Origin of the sequence: Streptomyces sp. ID05-26A (assembly GCF_033794685.1) — a bacterium.
Lineage (GTDB): Bacteria > Actinomycetota > Actinomycetes > Mycobacteriales > Pseudonocardiaceae > Lentzea.
The window spans coordinates 1,814,118-1,828,713 of sequence record NZ_JARAYZ010000001.1 but is presented as its reverse complement, the minus strand read 5'-3'; the positions used below and the strand labels follow the sequence as shown (position 1 = coordinate 1,828,713).

General features: G+C 67.7%; 16 protein-coding genes. 5 read left to right on the top strand and 11 right to left on the bottom strand.

Annotated elements, in window-relative coordinates:
• The 11 genes from PV646_RS08990 to PV646_RS08940 all read right to left on the bottom strand — a co-directional run bounded on the left by PV646_RS08990 (position 1) and on the right by PV646_RS08940 (position 9,383).
• Entirely contained in the window at positions 1 to 2,487 is a 2,487-nt protein-coding gene (locus PV646_RS08990) for a glycosyl hydrolase family 18 protein (RefSeq protein WP_500340968.1), read from the bottom strand.
• A gap of 132 nt (positions 2,488 to 2,619) precedes the next feature.
• Positions 2,620 to 3,471 carry a 5-oxoprolinase subunit C family protein gene (locus tag PV646_RS08985; protein ID WP_500340967.1) on the bottom strand — a complete coding sequence of 284 codons (852 nt, stop codon included), beginning with the start codon at positions 3,469 to 3,471 and terminating at the stop codon, positions 2,620 to 2,622.
• Entirely contained in the window at positions 3,468 to 4,055 is a 588-nt protein-coding gene (pxpB, locus tag PV646_RS08980) for a 5-oxoprolinase subunit PxpB (RefSeq protein WP_500340966.1), read from the bottom strand. The genes PV646_RS08985 and pxpB overlap by 4 nt, the downstream gene beginning before the upstream one ends.
• A 203-nt stretch (positions 4,056 to 4,258) precedes the next feature.
• Positions 4,259 to 4,870 (bottom strand): heme-binding beta-barrel domain-containing protein, encoded by a 612-nt coding sequence (locus PV646_RS08975; RefSeq protein ID WP_189159127.1) that lies wholly within the window; start codon positions 4,868 to 4,870, stop codon positions 4,259 to 4,261.
• 783 nt (positions 4,871 to 5,653) lie between these two features.
• Entirely contained in the window at positions 5,654 to 5,953 is a 300-nt protein-coding gene (locus PV646_RS08970; RefSeq protein ID WP_500340965.1) for a DUF1416 domain-containing protein, read from the bottom strand.
• Positions 5,954 to 5,958: 5 nt separating this feature from the next.
• Positions 5,959 to 6,804 (bottom strand): sulfurtransferase, encoded by an 846-nt coding sequence (locus tag PV646_RS08965; RefSeq protein WP_500340964.1) that lies wholly within the window; start codon positions 6,802 to 6,804, stop codon positions 5,959 to 5,961.
• Positions 6,805 to 6,834: 30 nt separating this feature from the next.
• Positions 6,835 to 7,272 carry a DUF4395 domain-containing protein gene (locus PV646_RS08960; protein ID WP_382435413.1) on the bottom strand — a complete coding sequence of 146 codons (438 nt, stop codon included), beginning with the start codon at positions 7,270 to 7,272 and terminating at the stop codon, positions 6,835 to 6,837.
• A 72-nt stretch (positions 7,273 to 7,344) separates the two neighbouring features.
• A complete protein-coding gene (locus PV646_RS08955) occupies positions 7,345 to 7,422 on the bottom strand; it encodes a putative leader peptide (protein WP_373294250.1) in 78 nt (25 codons plus the stop codon).
• Positions 7,423 to 7,501: 79 nt separating this feature from the next.
• On the bottom strand, positions 7,502 to 7,915 hold the full coding sequence (locus tag PV646_RS08950) for a thioredoxin family protein (protein WP_500340963.1): 414 nt from the start codon (positions 7,913 to 7,915) through the stop codon (positions 7,502 to 7,504).
• Positions 7,912 to 8,730: an LmeA family phospholipid-binding protein gene (locus PV646_RS08945; protein WP_500340962.1), complete on the bottom strand. Its 819-nt coding sequence runs from the start codon at positions 8,728 to 8,730 to the stop codon at positions 7,912 to 7,914. Before PV646_RS08945 ends, PV646_RS08950 begins: the two co-directional genes overlap by 4 nt.
• Positions 8,727 to 9,383 (bottom strand): alpha/beta hydrolase, encoded by a 657-nt coding sequence (locus PV646_RS08940; protein WP_500340961.1) that lies wholly within the window; start codon positions 9,381 to 9,383, stop codon positions 8,727 to 8,729. Before PV646_RS08940 ends, PV646_RS08945 begins: the two co-directional genes overlap by 4 nt.
• Before the next feature lie 241 nt (positions 9,384 to 9,624).
• Here PV646_RS08940 and PV646_RS08935 point away from each other — a divergent pair, with 241 nt between their 5' ends.
• The 5 genes from PV646_RS08935 to pstA all read left to right on the top strand — a co-directional run bounded on the left by PV646_RS08935 (position 9,625) and on the right by pstA (position 14,594).
• Positions 9,625 to 10,386 (top strand): winged helix-turn-helix domain-containing protein, encoded by a 762-nt coding sequence (locus tag PV646_RS08935; protein WP_500340960.1) that lies wholly within the window; start codon positions 9,625 to 9,627, stop codon positions 10,384 to 10,386.
• 10 nt (positions 10,387 to 10,396) lie between these two features.
• Positions 10,397 to 11,272, top strand: a complete 876-nt coding sequence (gene mshD, locus PV646_RS08930) for a mycothiol synthase (RefSeq protein ID WP_500340959.1) — start codon at positions 10,397 to 10,399, stop codon at positions 11,270 to 11,272.
• Positions 11,273 to 11,469: 197 nt separating this feature from the next.
• Positions 11,470 to 12,585, top strand: a complete 1,116-nt coding sequence (gene pstS, locus PV646_RS08925) for a phosphate ABC transporter substrate-binding protein PstS (protein WP_500340958.1) — start codon at positions 11,470 to 11,472, stop codon at positions 12,583 to 12,585.
• A gap of 33 nt (positions 12,586 to 12,618) precedes the next feature.
• Complete coding sequence (pstC, locus tag PV646_RS08920) at positions 12,619 to 13,683, top strand: phosphate ABC transporter permease subunit PstC (RefSeq protein ID WP_500340957.1); 1,065 nt, start codon at positions 12,619 to 12,621, stop codon at positions 13,681 to 13,683.
• Positions 13,680 to 14,594: a phosphate ABC transporter permease PstA gene (pstA, locus tag PV646_RS08915; protein WP_500340956.1), complete on the top strand. Its 915-nt coding sequence runs from the start codon at positions 13,680 to 13,682 to the stop codon at positions 14,592 to 14,594. Before pstC ends, pstA begins: the two co-directional genes overlap by 4 nt.
• Positions 14,595 to 14,596: the final 2 nt, after the last annotated feature.

Genomic DNA, 14,596 nt, shown 5'->3' with positions numbered 1-14,596 from the left:
TCACCTGAGTCCGGCGTCGACCGCGGCCATCAACGGGCCGCGGTCACCGGACATCTCCCAGAACATCGCGCCCAGCAGGTTCTTCGACTTCAGCCACGCGGTCTTCTTCTGGATCGACCACACGTCGTCGAAGGTCCACCACTGGTTGCCGGTGTAGCAGGACGTCGCCACCGCCACCTCGTCGTGGAAGACGGTGCAGTTCGGCACCGAGGCGACGAGGTTGGCGTACCCGCGCGTGCCCGACTCCTCCGGGAACTGGCCGGGAGCCGCACCTCCCGCTGTCTGCCACTCACCGTTCTTGCCGCCGTTGGCCACGTTCTGCCAGCCACGGCCGTAGAACGCGAGCCCGAGCGTGATCTTGCGCGACGGCACTCCCGCGTCGAGGTAGGCCTGCACGGTGCTCTCGACGCTGAACTTGGTCGTGTACGGGTCGTCCGGGTCCGGGTAGAGGTTGCCCTGGTGGCCGGTGCGGTTGGGCTCCCACGAGTTGTCGCTGCCGGAGCCGTGGAAGTCGTAGCCCTGGACGTTGAAGATGTCCATCGACTGCGCGACGCGGCCGAGCTCCCAGCCCGCCTCGATCTTGCCGGGGTCGGCCGGGGTGAACGCGGTGAGCTGGTAGCGCTTGCCGGTGGTGGTGCTCAGCGCGTCGAACTGCCGGCGGAACTCCTCGATCAGCAGGGTGTTGTTGACCTTGTCCTGCGGCCCGAAGTGGTTGCCCGCGTGGCCTTCCGCGCCCGGCCACTCCCAGTCGAGGTCGATGCCGTCGAAGATGCCCGCCGCGCTGCCGGGACCGCCCGCGCCGTTGTACACGGGCAGGTTGCCCTTGATGTAGACGTCGATGCAGGACGAGACGAACTTCTTGCGTGCCGCGTCCGTCGCCGCGACGTCCGAGAAGTACTTGGAGTACGTCCAACCGCCGAGTGAGATCAGCACCTTGAGGTTCGGGTGCTTCGCCTTGAGCTTCTTGAGCTGGTTGTAGTTGCCGCGCAACGGTTCCCAGCCGCTGTCCGCGACGCCGTCGACGGACTGCGCGGCGCTCATCGGCCTGCTGTAGTCGGCTTCCGCGTCCCCCGCGCCGTCACCCTGGTTCGGGTCCTGCGGGTTCGGGCTCGTGCCCTTCGTGACGCCGTGCAGACACGTCAGGTTGACGGGGTCGATGTTGCCGAACGCGTAGTTGACGTGCGTCATCTTCGCGGCGTCCATGTCCTTCACGAAGTACTGGCGTCCGTAGATGCCCCACTGCACGAAGTACCCGACACGGGCGTAGCCACCGACGATGTCGTTGGTGCGCTCAGTGAGCGCGTTGCTCGCGGCGGAGACGTTGTCGTAGAGGTCCCTCGCCTTGACGGTGAAGGTGTAGCTCGTGGACGGCGCGAGGCCGGTGATCACCGCGGTGGTGCTCGCGACCGTCGTCTTCACGGTCGAACCCACATAGATGTCGTAGTTCGCGATCCCGCTGTTGTCCGTGGAGGCGTTCCACGCCAGCGTGATGCTGCCCGCGTCCTTGGCCGTCGCACGCAGGTTGGCTGGCGCGGTCGGTGGCGTGGTGTCGTTGGCGGGGTTGTTGGTGGTGACGTTGACGGCGGCGCTGGGTCCGCTTTGTGCGCCCTTGGTGTCCTTCGCCCGCACCGTGAAGGAGTACGCGGTGTTCGGGTTCAGGCCGGTGACGATCGTGGACGTCGTGGTGGAGGTGCCGACGACGGTGGAGCCGTTGTAGACGTCGTAGCTCGCGACCGGCAACGAACCCGGCGTGGACGCGTTCCACTGCAAACTCACCGTGCGCGTGGTCTTGCTCGGACTCGTGAGACCCGTTGGGACACTTGGTGGTGTGTCGGCGCTGCCGTCGCAGTTGGCGTTGTTGACGCGGCACGTCACCGGGTCGACGTTCGAGCTGATGGAGAACGTCGGGCTGTAGGGCTCGGTGCTGGCGCCCGCGTTGATGGTCTTGTTGTAGTAGATCGGGGTGACGGTGACCTGGTTGCCGCTCTGGCTGACCGTGCCGTTCTGGCCGTTGCCGACCGTCACGCCGTTGGGCAGCGTGAAGGAGATGGACCAGTCGCTGACGGCGGCGGTCCCGTGGTTGCGGACGATGAACTTCGCCGTGCCTGCGGCGACCGAGTAGTCGGCGGTCAGTCCGGTCGGCGCCGGTGGTGCTGTGCCGCTGCCGTCGCACTCCATGTTGTTGATCTTGCAGCCGGTGGGGTCGGCCGCAGCGCTCAGCGTGAACGTCGGACTGTAGGGCTCGGTGTTGCGTCCGGCGGGAAGGTTGTTGATGTAGAAGGCCGGAGTGAGCGTCACTCGCGTGCCGTTCTGGGCGATCGTCGCGTTCTGCGGACTGCTCGCCGTGACGCCGGCGGGCAGGTCGAACTTGACCGACCACCCGTTGAGCGCGGTGGTGCTCGCGTTGGCGACGACGAACTTGCCGGTGGTGCCGGTGCGGGAGAAGGTCGCGGTGATGCCCGTGGCGGCCTGTGCAGGGACCGCCAAGGCTAGGAGTGCTACCAGACTTGCTAACAGGGCAGGGATCCGGCGCATGCGGAACTCCAGTTTGGTAGAGATTCCGCGGCGGCTGGCAGTTACGGTATTTGGTCTGGACCACTCTCGTCAACGACGCTGTCTTCAGTCGATCGGACGGAACCTGACCTCCGTGCCGGGGCGCGCCTGTCCGATCGCTCCGAGGAAATCGTTGTCCACCACGCCGATCACGGGGTAACCGCCGGTGGTCGGATGATCGTTGAGGAACACCACGGGCTGCCCGTCCGGCGGCACCTGGACCGCGCCGGTGATCATCCCTTCGCTGGGAATCTCCCCGTCACGACGATTCAGCTTCGTGCCCTGCAGACGCGCGCCCACCCGGTTGCTGCGGTCCGACACCGTCCACTTGCCTTGCCGCAGCTGGGTTTCCGCCTCGTCGAACCAGTCGTCGCGCGGCCCGAGCCTGATCGGGATGACCAACGTTTGCAGCGCGTCGTGCGGTGGCACGACATCGGCACCTTCGGGCAGTCCAGGCGTCCCAAGATGCAGGACGTCGTTGTCCTGCAAGGGTTCTGGACCGATTCCGGAGAGCAGGTCGGTGGAGCGGCTGCCGAGCTCCGGTGGCACGTCGACGCCGCCGGAGATCGCGAGGTAGGTGCGCAGCCCGGTGTCCGGGGTGCCGATCTCGAGGGTGTCGCCCTGGTCGAGGTGGATCGGGTGGTGCGAGTCGGCGAGCCTGCCGTTGACGCGGACCTCGACGGACGGCCCGGTGACGGCGACCGTGCAGCTCGTGCCGGCGCTGATCCGGAGGCCGCCGAGCAGGAGTTCCAGCCCGGCCGCACCCTCGGCGTTGCCCACCAGGCGGTTGGCGAGCTTGAGGGAGTGCTGGTCCAGTGCGCCGGACGGGGGCACGCCCAGGTGGGCGTTGCCGGGGCGGCCGAGGTCCTGGACCAGTGCCTGCGGGCCGGTCCTGATGATCGTGATCTTGCGACTCATGCGACCACGAACCTGACCTGGTCGCCCGGCTGTAGCAGTGCGGGGGTCTCGGCCTTGGCGTCGAACAGCGTGATCTCGGTCCGGCCGATGAGCCGCCAGCCGCCCGGTGTCGGTCTGGGGTAGGCGGCGGTGAACTCGCCCGCGATGCCGACGGAGCCCTGCGGGACCTTCGTGCGCGGGGAGTCGAGCCTGGGTTGCCGGAGGACCTCGGGGAGGCCGGTGAGGTAGCCGAAGCCCGGGGCGAACCCGCAGAACGCGACCTCGTAGGTGGCGTCGGTGTGGAGCTTGACGACTTCGGCTGTCGTGATGCCGGCTGTTTCGGCGACCAGGTCCAGGTCCGGGCCGTCGTAGCTGACCGGGATGGTGATCTCGCGGGAGTGCGTGGTGGGGGCTCCGGTCAGGTCGACCGTCCGGAGAACTTCCCTGACCTGGGTCAGCGCGCCCTTGACCAGCACCGTTCGGGCGGCGGGGACCAGTTCCTCGACGCCGTCCAGGTGTTCGAGGGCTGCGCGGACGGCCGCGACCTCGCTCAGGGAGTCGACCTCGACCAGGAGTGCGTCGGTTCCGCAACGCCGCAGAAGCATGGGTACATGCTACGGGGAATCGTTGGATTGTTGAACAATCCGACACGCAGATCGTTCAACAATCCCGCAATCGACCTGGTCGGGCTCGTCGGATCGTCCAACGATCCAACGAGCCACGCGCTTCCGGTTCGAAGGATCGAAGGATCGTTCAACAATCCAGCTAGCCGGGCGACTCCAGATCGAGGGATCGTTCAACGATCCAACTAGCCGACGATGCGCTTGAGGTGCGCCGACGCGTGCGGCTGCATCTCCTGGCCCATCATGGCGCGCTCCTCGACGTACGCGAGGTCGCCGTTCACCACGCCGTACAGGCGCTGCGAGGCCTTGACGTCCTTGGCCGTGGCGGAGCGGATGACCGCGTCCGTCTCGAACTCCCAGGACGTCTGGGTGCGCACCTTGCCGTAGTACAGCTCGACGATGCCCGTGTTGTGCGTCAGCAGGAGCTCGATCGTGTCGTCTTCCTGCGGCCGCCAGAAGCCCTGCTCCCGAGCCGCCGGACGAATGACCTCGCCCGCCTCGTTGAGCAGCCACGACCGCGCCTCGTACACGAGGAACGGACGACCGTCGTGAGCGAAGGTGATCTGCTGGCCGAAGCGGAACGGGCCGTCGATCGTCGGGTAGACGATCTCGCCCTCGCCACGCCAGACGCCCACGAGCGGCAGCACGCCCAGGAGTGCGTCGTTCAGGTTCGCGCCCTCGCGCAGGTTCGCCGTGTCACCCGGGACGGGCATGTCGTCGAACTGCGGGAGGTTGCGCGCCTTGGTGGCGGCTGCCCGTTCCTCGGCCAGGCGGATGGCCTCGTCGCCGCTGCTCATCGCTGGTCGGAGTAGAGGCGGTAGACGACGTAGCCGGCGAACCACGTCACGGCGATCGTCACTAGCACCAGGAGTCCGGTGAAGATGTGTTCCACGGTGGAGAGGATATCTCGCTGGTGGTGACGTGCAGGGTTGTGGTGGTGGAGGACACCGGGGGTGCGGTTGGAGGGGGTGCGGTTGGTGGTCATGTTTGCGGTCTGTTGGCCGGGTGGGGTGTTGGCTTGTGGTCCGCGACCTTGTCCCGTGGGCACCTTGCGATCTGCGACTCTGCGGGTGGTCGCCCTTGCGGTCCGCTGACCTGGCGAGGGTCACCTTGCGCTCCGCGACTTTGCGGGTGGTCCGCCTTGCGCTCCGCGACCTTGCGGGTGGTCACCTAGCGAGTGGCGGGTCGCTGCTGGGTGCTTCCCCTGGGGGCGCTGCCCCCAGACCCCCGGCAATCTGATCAGGGGGCCCGCGCCATGAGCGGGTTGATGGCACGCCTGTTGCGTTGGGCGGCTGCCTGTTGCTTAGTTTGGTTGCGTTGGCGGTGGGGTCCCATCACGAGTCACACCAAGAGCGGGCCACATGCCTGGAGGGGTGTCAAACCGCCGAAAAGCGTGGCGGTTTGACACCCCTCCAGGCATGCAGCAAGAGCTATGGCGCGACTCGTGATGGGACCCCACCGCCTGGACCGCTTGCGAAAGACAAAGACGGACTGCTCGCCTCCGGCATCGCGGTGGAGTGCGGAGCGCGGAAGGCCCCGGCGGTGTAGCACCGCCGGGGCCCTCGTCGTACCGACCAGGTCTAGGCGACTGCGATCTGTACCGCGTGCACGCCGGGGCCGGAGGCCGAGACGGCGGCCTGGCCGTTGCCCGTGCGGTGCAGGGCTCGGACGGTCCAGCTGCCCGGTGCCGCGAAGAAGCGGAAGTCGCCCTCCGGGGAGGTGACCACCTCTGCCGTGAACTCGCCGGTGGAGTCGAGCAGGCGGACGAAGGCTCCGCCTACCGGGGTGCCGTCGGAGACGACCTTGCCCTCGAGCACGGTTTCTGTCGTGTTCGCGTCGATCGTGCCGCCCTGGGTGGGGGCGCCGCAGCCGTTGGACATGGGAATCAGGCCTCCTTGCCGGAACCGAGTTCGATCGGCACGCCGATGAGCGAGCCGTACTCCGTCCAAGAACCGTCGTAGTTCTTGACGTCTTCGTGGCCGAGCAGCTCGCGCAGGGCGAACCAGGTGTGCGAGCTGCGCTCGCCGATGCGGCAGTACGCGATGGTCTTGCGGCTGCCGTCGAAGCCCGCCTCGGCGTAGAGCTCGCGGAGTTCGTCGTCGGACTTGAAGGTGCCGTCCTCGTTGGCCGCCTTGGACCACGGGACGTTCACCGCGGACGGGATGTGGCCGCCGCGCTGCGCCTGCTCCTGCGGGAGGTGGGCCGGGGCGAGGAGCTTGCCGGAGAACTCGTCGGGGGAGCGCACGTCGACGAGGTTCTTGTTGCCGATGGCCTCTACGACCTCGTCGCGGAACGCGCGGATCGACAGGTCCTGCTCCTGGGCGGAGTAGGAGGTGGCCTCACGAGAGACGTCCTCCTTGTCCAGGGGGCGGCCGTCGAGTTCCCACTTCTTGCGGCCGCCGTCGAGGAGCTTGACGTTGGTGTGTCCGTAGAGCTTGAAGTACCAGTACGCGTAGGCCGCGAACCAGTTGTTGTTGCCGCCGTAGAGAACGACGGTGTCGTCGTTCGAGATTCCCTTGGCCGACAGCAGCTTCTCGAAGCCCTCGCGGTCGATGAAGTCGCGGCGGACCGGGTCCTGCAGCTCCGTCTTCCAGTTGATCCGGACGGCGCCGGGGATGTGGCCGCCTTCGTACGCGGTGGTGTCCTCGTCGACCTCCGCGAACACGACGCCGGGCGCCTGGAGGTTTTCCTCGGACCAGGCGGCCGAGACCAGCACGTTCTCACGGCTCATGGGACTTTGCTCCTGTAGTAGTGCGTGTCGTTATTGCGGTCGAGCGAGGGCAGGCACGTACCTGCGCAGAACGAGGTACATCTCGCACCCGAGGCAGAGGCCGAGCGCCGCGTTGAGAAGCGCTGCCACCAGAGCGAAACCGGTGGCCACCATGCCGAGCGTGGTGAGGCCGGTGGCGTAGCCGAGGGTGCCGATCAGGGCGAAGACGAAGCCGACACCCTGGGCGAAGCGCAGCGGGGCTGCTTCCTCGCGTTCGGTGGTCGGGGTCAAGCGCGGCTGGATCGCGTAGCGGTAGACGTGACCCCACGGGTTCAACTTCAACGAGATGAACGCGCACATCGCGAAGAGCACCGTCTGGGCGGCGAGCAGACGCCACCAGCCGGTGAGCAACACGATCGCGAGGATGACGGTGGTCATCCAGGCGGAGAAGCGCGGTCCGCGCGGGTCTACAGGGGAGTCTTTGGGCACGACGACCTCCGGGCAAACGGACGAGTGGATTCAGTCCGGCAGAGGTAGCTGATGGGCGTCAAGCAGCCCGATTCAGCTCGTCGTGCGACACAGGCTGCTGCGCACGCGGCACAGATCAACCGCGCGTCGCTTCGTGAGCAGCAAGGTCATGGCAGCGAGGGTAGCCCTCAATCCCTCGGTGCGGGAGGTATGTCCAACTGATGGAACAGCGCAGGTTCACCCGACCGGATTAGGGCAAATGCGGGCGCAGCGCGGTCAGCAACGAGTCGCGTTTCGGCACTCCGCCGACTCGCAACACCTCGGTGCCGTCGGCCGTCAGGGCCAGCGTCGTGGGGGTGCGCATGACGCCGAGCTGGGACGCGACGTCCGGGAGGTTCGTGACGTCCAGTTCGGCGTGCGTGAGGCCGTCCGTGCGGTCGGCCAGGTCGCGCAGGACGACCTTCGCGTGCCGGCACGGCGCGCAGAACGTGGTGGAGAGCTGCACCAGCGTCACCCCCGGCGCGAGCAGGTCGCGCACGGGAGCGGGCAGGTCGGCGGAAGGCTTAGGAGAACGAGAAGAGATGCGGCCCTCGCGGACCTTGAGCAGCACACCGATCGCGCCGGCCACGGCCAGCGCGCCCAGCAGCGCCCACACACCAGTCATCGTTGGACCAACGGTACATCCGCGATCTCGCCGGACAGCTTGAACGAACCGCTCTCCACCTCGACGGCGGTGGGCGTCGCGCCGAACGGCAGCGTGCCCGGGTCGATCTTGATCGCGAGCGCCTGGCGCAGCTGCGGGATGATCTGCTTGAGCGACGCGTCGTCGAGTTCGATGTCGTCGATGTTGATCTGGATGGCGCCGCTGACCAGTGCGATCTGGCCGTACGCGGTGAGCGTGATGACCTTGCCGGCGACGTTGGTCTGGCCGGAGAGCTTCACCGCGGCCGTCGTCTTGGGTGCCTTGGGGTCGACCGGGGTCGTCGTTGCGACTCGGTTGTCCGGCTCGATCGAGAGCTTGTCGAACGGCGTCACCTGGTTCGCCAGCCGGTTCAGGTCGAGCGCCTTGATCCGGACGCTGCCCTTCACGGTGTCGATGGTCGCCTTGGAGACGTTGCCCGCCAGCAGGTCCGCGAGTTCGACGCGGGTGTGCAGCAGGTCGGCCTCGACGTCGAGGTCGCGCAGGTCGACGTTCTGCTGCTCGTTGCGGATCGGCACGCCGTACGCGCGGATCTCCACGTGCTTGTAGTCGCCGCGCAACGCCTGCAGCGTGAACGGGAACCCGTTGATGCGCACCGACGGGTCCTCGCTGAGCTGCAGCTTCTCCCGCATCCGCTGGGCGATCTGGTACTCGCCGGCCGCCGCCAGGGCGAAGTCGGCCGCCACGAGCAGCACGCCCAGCACGATGACCGTGATGATGAGGAACTTCCCGCGACGGGACTTCTTCTTTCGCGGCCGTGCAGGGGTTTGCGCAGTCATCCCTCGTCCTCGACGTTAACGGCGATCCATGCCGCCACCCGGTCTACCAGTTCTGGAGTCGCGGCCGATTCCGCGTGCCGCATGCCGGGTTCGATCCACAACTCGGCATGTCCTGAGGACGCGCGGTGCAACGACCTGGCGTGCTCCACTGAGAAATAGTGGTCCAGGTCACCGTGCACGATCAGCAGTGGGGTCGGCGTGATGCGCCCGACCACCTCGAGCGGACTCTCCGGCGCCTGTACCCAGCTACCGCCGAGTCGAACCCCGAGCGCCCGTGCGGCGAGCTTCCCGTGCGGCTGCTCCAGCAGCCAGTGCACCCGGCGCATGGGAGCGGTCTCGCGCGACCACCACCGGGCCGGGCCGCTCACCGAGACCACGGCGTCCGGCCTCGTCTCCCCCAGCACGGCGTGCCGCAGGACGATCGACGCGCCCATCGAGAACCCGATCGTGGCGATCTTCGAGTAACCCAGCGAGCGGGCCGTCCGGACGGCCGCCTCGATGTCGTGGATCTCGTCCGCGCCGACCGTGGAGCGTCCTTCGGAGCGTCCGTGGCCGCGGAAGTCGAACGCGACGACACCGGCCCGACGGGCCAGCCGGGCGAGCACGCGGGCCACGTGCGGCCGCCGCACGTGGTTCGTGAACCCATGTCCCACAACGAAAGCGACGTCGCTTTCACACTTGTGGTGGACGCCGTGCAGGAGCACCCCGTCGTGTGACGTGGATGTAACAGGCATGACGCCTGTGGAAACAAATGTGAGCACGGCTTCTTGACCTGGGACTTTCTCGGGGTGCACCGGTATTGTCTCCGTCATCCGCAGGCAACGGGGCCCGGTCACCGTACGCCGCTGGTCTGGTCGAGGTGACCTGACCACGGCCGATTTGGAGGGCACCCCGATGAGCATCGACGTGCTGCTGCTGACGACAGACCCCGACCCGGAGGCTGTGCTTCCCGCTCTGGCTCTGCTTCCTCACGCCGTCCGCCCGCTGCGTCCCGAGGTGTCCGCACTCCTCGAGGCCGGCCCCCACGACATCGTGCTGGTCGACGCCCGCACGGACCTGGTCGGCGCCCGGTCGCTGTGCCGCCTGCTCGACTCCTCCGGTGTGGACGTGCCCGTCGTGGCCGTCGTCACCGAGGGCGGTCTGGTCGCGGTCAACTCCGACTGGTCCGTCGACGAGATCCTGCTGCCGAACTCCGGCCCCGCCGAGGTCGACGCCCGCCTGCGACTCGTTCGCTCGCGCCGCGGCACCACGGCGCCCGGTGGTGACGGCGCGATCCAGCTCGGCGACCTCGTGATCGACGAGGCCACCTACACCGCGCGCCTCAAGGGCCGCCCGCTCGACCTCACCTACAAGGAGTTCGAGCTGCTCAAGTACCTCGCACAGCACGCGGGCCGGGTCTTCACCCGCGCGCAGCTGCTGCAGGAGGTCTGGGGCTACGACTTCTTCGGCGGCACCCGCACGGTCGACGTCCACGTGCGACGGCTGCGCGCCAAGCTCGGCCCCGAGCACGAGGCGCTCATCGGCACGGTCCGCAACGTGGGCTACAAGTTCGTCCGCCCGCCGCGTCCCGGCTCGTCCCGCCGCCCGTCCGAGATGGCCGAGGTGGAGATCGACGACTCCGTCCGCGTCCTGGATGAGCGTTTGATCGCGCGGTAGGTTCGCCTGTGTGGCGCAACTGAGCTGGTTCGAGGAGCTGACGGCCGACCAGGCCGCCGAGGTGACGGGTCTGCTGGAGGCTGCCAGGGGCACCGACGGCGTGGCCCCGGTCGGCGAGGCCGTGCGACTGCGGATGCGCCCCGGCGCGACCGGCAGCAGGCACCTCCTCGCGCACCTGGACGGCGAACTCGCCGGATACGCGCACGTCGACCTGATCGGTGACTCCGGCGGCAACAAGGTCGCCGAGCTCGCCGTGCACCCGACGTACCGCCATCAGGGCGTGGGCGAGGCACTGGTGAAGGCGCTCCCGCAGGAGTCCCTGCGGATCTGGGCGCACGGCGGCCACCCGGACGCCGAGAAGCTCGCCGGGAAGCTCGGCTTCCGCAAGGTCCGCGAACTGCTGCGGATGCGGCTGCGCGTCGAGAACGACCTGCCCGAGCCCAAGCTGCCCGAGGGCGTCACCCTCCGGTCGTTCGTCGCGGGCAAGGACGAGGCCGCGGTCGTCTACGTGAACCACCGTGCGTTCGACTGGCACCCGGAGCAGGGCGCGATGTCGATCGAGGACGTGCGCGCCAAAGAAGAAGAGGACTGGTTCGACCCCGAGGGCTTCCTGCTGGCGTTCGACGCCGAGGACCGGCTGGCGGGCTTCCACTGGACCAAGGTGCACACGCCCGAACTGGGTGAGGTCTACGTCGTGGGCGTCGACCCGGACCGCCAGGGCGGTGGTCTCGGCAGGGCGCTGACGCTGGCCGGCCTGCGTCACCTGCGGGAACAGGGCGTCAAGGAAGTCATGCTCTACGTCGAGTCGGACAACACGGCGGCGGTCCGCGTCTACACGAAGCTCGGCTTCACCCTTTGGGACGCAGACGTCCAGTACGCGCGGTAGTCAACGTACCGTCACAAAACGCATACGCGCTGGTCACGCACTCACTCTTTCGGCCGTGTGACCCGTCACTTCCCGTCCTGTGTTCACCTCTCGTTCACCTGGTCAAGGTGGGTTGTCCATTCTGGCTACCTACCTTCCGTAGCGAGCGGCGGGTTCGTCGCGAACCGCTAAATGCTTCCGCAAGGTGGAGGACCCAGGTGAAGATCCAGCGGCACGGTGCCGTACTCGGCCTCGTCGCGGCCAGCGCGCTGCTGCTCGGTGCGTGTGGCAGTGACAACAACGCTCCGACGGGTGGCACGAACAACACCGCGTCGAACGCTGCCTCCGTCCCCGTCGAGTGCGGTGGGAAGACCAAGCTCAACGCTGAAGGCTCCTCCGCGCAGAAGAACGCGGTCGACGCGTTCGTGCAGGCCTACCAGGCCGCCTGCCCCGGTGTGGACCTCGCCTACAACCCGTCGGGCTCCGGCGCGGGCGTGAAGAACTTCAACGCCGGCCAGGTCGACTTCGGTGGCTCCGACTCCGCGCTCAAGGAAGGCGCCGAGACCGAGGCCGCCGCCAAGCGCTGCCAGACCAACCCGGCGTGGAACCTGCCGCTGGTCTTCGGCCCCGTCGCCGTCGGCTACAAGGTGTCCGGTGTGGACAGCCTCGTGCTGGACGCCAAGACCACCGCCGCGATCTTCTCCGGTGCGGTCAAGAAGTGGAACGACCCGGCCATCAAGGCGCTGAACGGCTCCGCGACCCTGCCGGACAAGGAAATCGCGGTCATCTACCGCTCGGACGAGTCGGGCACCACCGACAACTTCCAGAAGTACCTCAAGGTCGCCGGTGGCTGGACCAAGGGTGACGGCAAGCAGTTCAAGGGTGGTGTCGGCGAGGGCAAGGAGAAGTCCGCCGGTGTCGCCCAGGCCGTCGGCTCCATCGACGGTGCGATCACCTACGTCGAGTGGTCCTTCGCTCAGGACAACAAGCTCTCGATCGCCAAGATCGACTCCGGTGCCGGTGCGGTCGAGCTGACCGCCGAGACGGCCGGCAAGGCCATCGACGGCGCGAAGGTCAAGGGTCAGGGCAACGACCTGGTCCTCGACCTCGACTCGATCTACGGCTCCAAGGCCGCCGGTGCGTACCCGCTCCTGCTCGCGACCTACGAGATCGTGTGCTCGAAGGGCTACGACGCCGACACCGCGAAGGCCGTCAAGGCGTTCCTCACGGTTGCCGCCACCACCGGTCAGGCCCAGCTCGCCGACGCCGGCTACGTGCCGCTGCCCAAGGCGTTCCAGGACAAGCTCCTGACCGCCGTGAAGGCGATCGCCTGAGGTTGATGCGAGACTTCGGCCAACGCTGACGCGATGAACGATCCCGTCGTGGCCAAGCGCCCCGCCCGCCCCGGTGACACCGGTGCGGAGCGGGGCGTCGCGGCTGCTCCCCACGCCTCGGAGGCTCCGATTCCCCCGACACCGGAAGCTCCAGTAACGACCAAGGCACCTCACGTCCGGCCTGGCGACCGCATCTTCCGGGGCCTGGCGACGGGGTCCGGTGTCTTCATCGTCGTCCTCATCGGCGCGATCGGCCTGTTCCTGATCCTGCAGGCCATCCCGTCGCTCGGACTGGACAACGTCAACTTCCTCACCAGCCGTGAGTGGAACACCACCGACCCGACGAACCTGCGGTTCGGCATCCTCGACCTGACGCTCGTCACCGTCGTGGTCGCGGTGCTGGCCCTGCTGATCGCCATGCCGATCGCGCTGGGCATCGCGCTGTTCCTCACGCAGTACGCGCCGCGCAACCTCGCCCGGCCGTTCGCCTACGTCATCGACCTGCTGGCGGCCGTGCCGTCGATCGTCTTCGGCCTCTGGGGCCTGTTCGTGCTCGGCCCCGTGCTCTTCCCGTTCTCGGAGTGGGTGATCGAGCACCTCGGCTGGATCCCGATCTTCGCCAAGGGCAACGTGAACGTGCAGCTCGGCGGCACCATCTTCACCGCGGGCATCGTCGTCGCGGTGATGATCCTGCCGATCATCACGGCCGTCAGCCGCGAGGTCTTCGAGCGCACGCCCACGATGCACGTCGAGGGCGCGATCGCGCTCGGCGCGACCAAGTGGGAGGTCGTCCGCACGACCGTCCTGCCGTTCGGCAAGGCGGGTTACGTCAGCGCCTCGATGCTCGGCCTCGGCCGCGCGCTGGGTGAGACCATCGCCGTCGCGATCATCCTGAGCACCGCCACCCAGTCGTTCGGCTGGTCGCTGTTCGACGGCGGCTCGACGTTCGCCTCGAAGATCGCGCTGGCCGCACCCGAGTTCAACGACCCGCGCTCGGCAGGCGCCTACATCGCCGCCGGTCTGGTGCTGTTCGTGCTGACCTTCGTCGTGAACGCCATCGCGCGCTCGATCGTCGCCGGCCACAAGGAGTACGAGTGAGCACCAACCTCGCGGACCCCACGCGCCTCGCGACGCCGCCGACGTTCCAGAAGGTCAGCACCTCCCGCCAGATCAAGAACGGCATCGCCACCGCGCTCGTGTGGGGCGCGTTCCTGATCGCGATCATCCCGCTGGTGTGGGTGCTGTACACCGTGATCCAGCGCGGATTCCCGGTCATCCTCGACGGTGACTGGTGGCAGAAGTCGATGTCCGGCCTGCTGGCTCGCCAGCAGGGTGGCGGCGCGTACCACGCGATCTACGGCACGCTGGTCCAAGGCCTCGTCTGCGCCGTGATCTCGGTGCCGATCGGCATCATGATCGCCATCTACCTCGTCGAGTACGGCGGCCGCTCGAAGCTGGCGAAGGCCACGACGTTCATGGTCGACATCCTCACCGGCGTCCCGTCGATCGTCGCGGCGCTCTTCGTCTACACCGTGTGGATCACGTACTTCGGCCTCGGCCGCAGTGCGCTCGCCGTGTCGCTCGCCCTGGTGCTGCTGATGGTGCCGGTCATCGTGCGCACGACCGAGGAGATGCTCAAGATCGTCCCGGACGAACTGCGCGAAGCCTCGTACGCGCTGGGCATCCCGAAGTGGAAGACGATCGTCAAGATCGTCATCCCGACCGCGCTGTCCGGCATCCTGACCGGCATCATGCTGGCGCTCGCCCGCGTCATGGGCGAGACCGCGCCGGTGCTGGTGCTCGCCGCGTACGCGCCGTTCATCAACTACAACCTCTTCGACGGCCCGATGGCGTCGCTGCCGTTGATGATGGTGAACGAGCGGAACAACCCGACGGCGGCGGGCTTCGACCGCATCTGGGGCGCGGCGATCACCCTCGTCGTCCTCATCACCCTGTTCAACCTCCTGGCGACCGTGATCTCGCGGGCGCTGGCGCCGAAGACGAAGTGAGC

Bases quoted from the DNA above. Each gene is read 5' to 3' on its own strand.
- PV646_RS08985 (WP_500340967.1), bottom strand. From the start codon at position 3,471: ATGAGTCGCAAGATCACGATCATCAGGACCGGCCCGCAGGCACTGGTC.
- pxpB (WP_500340966.1), bottom strand. From the start codon at position 4,055: ATGCTTCTGCGGCGTTGCGGAACCGACGCACTCCTGGTCGAGGTCGAC.
- PV646_RS08975 (WP_189159127.1), bottom strand. From the start codon at position 4,870: ATGAGCAGCGGCGACGAGGCCATCCGCCTGGCCGAGGAACGGGCAGCC.
- PV646_RS08970 (WP_500340965.1), bottom strand. From the start codon at position 5,953: ATGTCCAACGGCTGCGGCGCCCCCACCCAGGGCGGCACGATCGACGCG.
- PV646_RS08965 (WP_500340964.1), bottom strand. From the start codon at position 6,804: ATGAGCCGTGAGAACGTGCTGGTCTCGGCCGCCTGGTCCGAGGAAAAC.
- PV646_RS08955 (WP_373294250.1), bottom strand. From the start codon at position 7,422: ATGACCTTGCTGCTCACGAAGCGACGCGCGGTTGATCTGTGCCGCGTG.
- PV646_RS08950 (WP_500340963.1), bottom strand. From the start codon at position 7,915: ATGACTGGTGTGTGGGCGCTGCTGGGCGCGCTGGCCGTGGCCGGCGCG.
- PV646_RS08945 (WP_500340962.1), bottom strand. From the start codon at position 8,730: ATGACTGCGCAAACCCCTGCACGGCCGCGAAAGAAGAAGTCCCGTCGC.
- PV646_RS08935 (WP_500340960.1), top strand. From the start codon at position 9,625: ATGAGCATCGACGTGCTGCTGCTGACGACAGACCCCGACCCGGAGGCT.
- pstC (WP_500340957.1), top strand. From the start codon at position 12,619: ATGAACGATCCCGTCGTGGCCAAGCGCCCCGCCCGCCCCGGTGACACC.